This window comes from Mycobacterium sp. Soil_C_30 (assembly GCF_057656995.1).
Genome location: NZ_JBDGJH010000069.1, coordinates 1 through 381, shown reverse-complemented (window position 1 = coordinate 381; position 381 = coordinate 1). Strand labels below are relative to the sequence as shown.

The 381-nt window shown below is 53.5% G+C and carries 1 rRNA gene; it reads left to right on the top strand.

What is annotated here, in order from left to right:
• Positions 1–48: 48 nt before the first annotated feature.
• Positions 49–381, top strand: a 23S ribosomal RNA gene (locus tag AC3A6P_RS36150); the annotation flags it as partial.

Genomic DNA, 381 nt, shown 5'->3' with positions numbered 1-381 from the left:
GGTGGTTTTTGTGTGTGTTGATGTGCAATTTTTGCTCATTTTTGGTTTTTGTAAGTGTTTAAGGGCGCATGGTGGATGCCTTGGCACTGGGAGCCGATGAAGGACGTGGGAGGCTGCGATATGCCTCGGGGAGCTGTCAACCGAGCGTTGATCCGAGGATGTCCGAATGGGGAAACCCGGCACGAGTGATGTCGTGTCACCCAACGCTGAATATATAGGCGTTGGGGGGGAACGCGGGGAAGTGAAACATCTCAGTACCCGTAGGAAGAGAAAACAATTGTGATTCCGTGAGTAGTGGCGAGCGAAAGCGGAGGATGGCTAAACCGTATGCATGTGATACCCGGCGGGGGTTGTGTGTGCGGTGTTGTGGGGCGTTTCTTC